Consider the following 4,456-nt stretch of genomic DNA (forward strand, 5'->3'; position numbering starts at 1 on the left):
TGCGGCAAGAGCAGGTCATCGTCATTCCCAAGGCAGTCGCCCCGGAGCATGTGCGCGAGAACCGTGCGGCGCTCGATGTCGCACTCACGGCGCAGGACCTGGCGGAGCTTGACCAGGCATTCCCGCCGCCGCTGCGCAGCAGCGCGCTGGACATGAGATAGGCGCGCCCGCTTCCGGTAAATGAAAAATGGGCCGTCCAGTCATCTTGATTGAACGGCCCGCCGGATCCATCCTAGATGTGCTTAGGGTAGATTCAGTGCGCTCTTGAGGGATGCCGCTGCCTCCAGATTCAAATATGGCGTCGGGTCTTTCATTTGCAGCCCTTTCGGAAGCACGAAACCGTAACTCCAGTTCTTGTTTCCCGTTGTGCGCTGGACGATGGCGAACTTCGCGCCGGCTTCAAGCGCGCCCGGGTTAATGAAAAGCGGGCGCAAGCGTGCATATGAGCTGGCGTCGATAAAAGGCGGGAACGTGATTTCCAGGTAGCTGTGCGGGCCATAGGATTTCTGGACGAAATTCGCCACGGCGGTCTGCAGCGAGGTCGCAGGGTTGAACGTGCACTTGTCGTTCGAGGGATCCGAGCTGGTGTCGTAGATATTGATCACGCCATTGCTTTGGTAGCGCAGCATCATTGACTTGCCGCCGTCGCCGACCAGGCAGCTGGTCGTGTCAAGCAGGCCGTTCATGTCGGTTACAGCAGTTGACTTGCTGTCTTGCAGCTCCGCGCCGGAATAGCTGGCGACCAAGGTGTCGGCCGCGGTATAGGTGAGCGACACGAGCTTGGCGTTGGCCCCAAAAACCCCGGCAGCCGCCGGAGGATCAACCAAAGGCAGCGATTGCAGATACTTGTTGATCGGCGTACCACTGACATCCTTGGTCTCGATGGTGAGATTCCACTTGGCGTTCGGCATGTTTGAATCCGGCGTCGACAGCGGTATGGTGGCTGTGTCGTTTATGCCATAAAGAATGGTCGCCAACGGAGTTGCCGACCTCCAGCTCTGACTCCCCAGTTCCCAAGGTATATAGGAAAACAGGCCGGGCGTCAGGTCGCCCGGCAGTTTTCCTGCATAAGATGTAGTGGTGACGAAAATCGGGCCTTGGCCCAAGTTGGAGTATTTGGCAATATACGAAGCAAAGGTCGGAGCCATGCTGATCTGCCATAGGCCAAAAAAGTATATGCCGGAATCAAGCTGCTTCTGTATTGCATTGCTTGCCGCGGGTGGCGGCGGAACCGGGGCGGGCGGCGATCCGCCGTCGCTGCCACCCCCGCCACCGCCGCATGCAGCGAGTATCAGGACCGAGATGCTGGCCAAAATTGCCGATGATTTCATTGACTCCCCTGTTCAAAAGATACAACGCGTTATTGGTTTTTTTTAAATCGCCTGACCAGCAACTTCTTTGTTGCCAGATAATTTATTGTAACGTAATGTATCTGTGTTTCAGTGGGGAATTATTTGCAGCCGAGAGATTTTCTGCGTCGGCTGCTGGTATCCGGTCCTGTTCCAGCGTGATTAAAATAGTGTTTTCTGCAAAATCCTGAGAGGCGTGCCTCATGTCATTCCAGAACTACTGGCTTTTCCTGCCGGCCTGCTTCGCGCTGAACATGGCGTTCGGCCCGAACAACGTGCTGTCGCTGTCGAACGGCGCGCGCGACGGCATGCGCTATTCGGTCCTTGCGGCGTTTGGACGGCTGCTGGCCTTTGCGGCCATGATCGCCATTTCCGGCCTGGGGCTGGGAGCATTGCTGCTGGCGTCGGAAACGCTGTTCACGCTATTGAAATTCGGTGGCGCGGCTTACCTGGTATGGCTGGGCGTCAAACTTTTCCGTTCCGCCCCAATTGATCTGGCAGGCGCCTCCGACAAAATCGAGGTCAGACCCGAAGCGCCGGCAGACAAGCTGCGCCGGCTCGCCAGGCAAGAGTTCCTGGTAGCCGCCGGCAACCCGAAAGCGATCCTCATCTTCACCGCGTTCTTCCCGCAGTTTGTCGATCGCTCGGCCTACGCCACCAGTTTTATCGTGCTCGGCGCAACTTTCCTGCTGCTTGAACTGATCGCGATCGCCATCTATGCCGCTATCGGCGCCAGGCTCGGGACGTTCACCAACGCCGCCGGCCGATTGCGCTGGTTCAACCGCGCCAGCGGTACGCTGATGATAGGGTTTGGCCTGCTGCTGGCGTTCCTGCGGCGTCCTGCAAGCTGATAAATATGTCCGTTCTGTTCCATAGCGCTGCCTCTGAAGGAAGTACTACATGGATAAAGTGAAGGCTGTCCCTGCAACGTTTGACATGAAGGCGAATGCGCCGAGAATCATCCAGCAGCTGTTCGAACATGCCGGCATCCGGCTCAACGGCGACCAACCCTGGGACATGCAGATCCACGATCCGGCTTTCTTCCAGAAGATGTTCACAAAATGGGAGCTCGGCATCGGCGAGTCGTACATGGACGGCGACTGGGATTGCGACAAGCTGGACGAGTTTTTCTTCAGGGTCACCAGCCACGACCTGGAACAGACGGTGGTCGGCCCTGCAAAGATCGGCTTCTTCCTGGAAATCCTGCGCCAGAATTTTTTCAACCTGCAAACCAGGGGCCGCGCTTTCCAGGTCGGCGAGCAGCACTACGATATCGGCAACGACCTGTTCGAAAGCATGCTCGATCCGTACATGATGTATTCCTGCGCCTATTGGCCGCGAGCCGCCAATCTTGACGAGGCGCAGGAGCACAAGCTGGAGCTGATCTGCCGCAAGCTGGAACTGAAACCGGGCGAGCGCCTGCTGGATATCGGCTGCGGCTGGGGCGGACTGGCCCGCTATGCGGCGGAACACTACCAGGTGGCAGTGACCGGCGTCACGATCTCAAAAGAACAGCAAAAACTCGCGCAAGAGCGCTGCGTCGGACTGCCGGTGACGATCGAACTGACCGACTACCGTCAGCTCAGCGGGCAATACGACAAGATTGTTTCAGTCGGCATGTTCGAGCATGTCGGCGCCAAGAATTATGCCGCTTACTTCGACGTCGCCGGAAAACTGCTGGCGCCCGAGGGGCTGTTCCTGCTGCATACGATCGGCAACTATGTCACCGAAAAGAAGCGCGATGTCTGGCTCGATAAGTATATTTTCCCGAATGGCCACCTGCCTTCCGCCAAGGAAATCACGCAGGTGCTGGAAGGGCGCTTCCTGATCGAAGACTGGCATAATTTCGGTCGTGATTACGACCTGACCCTGATGGCCTGGTGGGACAATTTCGAGCGCGCATGGCCGCGGCTGGCGGAAAAATACGATCAGCGCTTTTATCGCATGTGGAAATATTTCATACTTTCTTCAGCGGGTTTTTTCCGCTCGGGACAGGGCCAGCTCTGGCAGCTTGTACTGAGCAAGCGCGGGCGCAGCGCTCCCTATCGTTCAATACGATAAGTTGCGGTAAGGGCGAAACAGGACGGCCATCTCGCCGGAGGCAGCCGTCCGTTTACGCTGCATCAGAATTTGTAATTCACGCCTGCCGATACACCTTGTAAACGTCCTCCCGCATAACAGTTCGGCGCACCGGCTGCAATCGTCTGACCGTCATGGCAGTCGCTAGTCACGCCGCGTCCTCCAGCGCCCAGGTCATAATGGGCCAGAGCGTGATTGGCAGTCAGCGCATAGTTCGCATACCAGGTGGTTTGTTTGTCGATTTTGTGTTTATACGCCAGGGTGTACATGTTGGCGGCATTGTCGGGGCTGATGGTGCCTATGCCGTCGGCCGCGCTGGTATTGTGCTGGCCCGGATCGCCGGGAGTGGCGTTGGCGTGGGCCCAGCCGATAGACAAGCTGTCGTCCGGCGTCAGGTCTTGCGTCAGCGCCAGCCAGTAACCGTTGCGCGAGCGCTCGTTTTGCTCGTTCAGGTAAGCCGGAATATTCCTGCGCATCACCTCGTAGATGGCGCTAAGGGTGGTTTTTGTGGGGAAGGCGTACTGCGCGCCGACTTTATAAGCATACTCATTGCCGACATCGTTCGGATCCAGCCCTATCGGACTAGCCAGTGCCTGCGGCGTGCCGCCGACATCGCCGGTGCGGTTTACCCTGGAATGCAGTTCATAGGCGCCGGTCACATACAGCGGTCCGTTTTCATAGGCGACATTGGCGCTGTAGGCGGTGCCGTAACTGCCGTCGACGCAAGCGATCGCGCCGCCGCCGCTGCCCGGGATATTGCCGCCGGTGCAGCTCGATTCGCCGCTGGCCTGGATCGAGTTTTCATAGCCGCGGTTCTGGCCCGGCGAGATCAGCGCATTGAAACTCCATCCGTTCCATTTGGGCGATTCGTACCAGAGCGCATGGTCCAGGCGGGTGCCGAATTCGACCCGGTTGTCGCCGCCGGTATTGCCCATGATGACTGAGTAGTCGCCCCACATGCCGGAGAAAGGATTCATGCGGGCGGTGGAGGTTTTGTACGGGGCGTCGGTTTTGCCGAGTTTGACTGC

The 4,456-nt window shown here is 58.0% G+C and carries 4 protein-coding genes; 2 read left to right on the forward strand and 2 right to left on the reverse strand.

Translation table 11 applies throughout. The features are described from left to right. Positions 1 to 242: 242 nt before the first annotated feature. A complete protein-coding gene (locus JWQ61_RS09840; protein WP_304360373.1) occupies positions 243 to 1,331 on the reverse strand; it encodes a hypothetical protein in 1,089 nt (362 codons plus the stop codon). Between the two features lie 221 nt (positions 1,332 to 1,552). On the opposite strand from JWQ61_RS09840, the gene JWQ61_RS09845 reads away from it, so the two are divergent. Continuing rightward, positions 1,553 to 2,200: a LysE family translocator gene (locus JWQ61_RS09845; protein WP_304360374.1), complete on the forward strand. Its 648-nt coding sequence runs from the start codon at positions 1,553 to 1,555 to the stop codon at positions 2,198 to 2,200. 49 nt (positions 2,201 to 2,249) lie between these two features. Then, the gene (gene cfa / locus JWQ61_RS09850) at positions 2,250 to 3,410 is read left to right on the forward strand and encodes a cyclopropane fatty acyl phospholipid synthase (protein ID WP_304360375.1); all 1,161 of its coding nucleotides are present in this window, start codon (positions 2,250 to 2,252) and stop codon (positions 3,408 to 3,410) included. Between the two features lie 62 nt (positions 3,411 to 3,472). Here cfa and JWQ61_RS09855 read toward each other — a convergent pair. Next, positions 3,473 to 4,456 (reverse strand): porin (locus tag JWQ61_RS09855; RefSeq protein WP_304360376.1); only part of this gene is annotated, 984 nt, incomplete at its 5' end.

The sequence above is a fragment of the Collimonas fungivorans genome, assembly GCF_028292705.1.
Lineage (GTDB): Bacteria > Pseudomonadota > Gammaproteobacteria > Burkholderiales > Burkholderiaceae_D > Collimonas > Collimonas fungivorans_B.

Excerpts from the sequence above, each read along its gene's own strand:
- JWQ61_RS09840 (WP_304360373.1), bottom strand. The coding sequence starts at position 1,331 with ATGAAATCATCGGCAATTTTGGCCAGCATCTCGGTCCTGATACTCGCT.
- JWQ61_RS09845 (WP_304360374.1), top strand. The coding sequence starts at position 1,553 with ATGTCATTCCAGAACTACTGGCTTTTCCTGCCGGCCTGCTTCGCGCTG.
- cfa (WP_304360375.1), top strand. The coding sequence starts at position 2,250 with ATGGATAAAGTGAAGGCTGTCCCTGCAACGTTTGACATGAAGGCGAAT.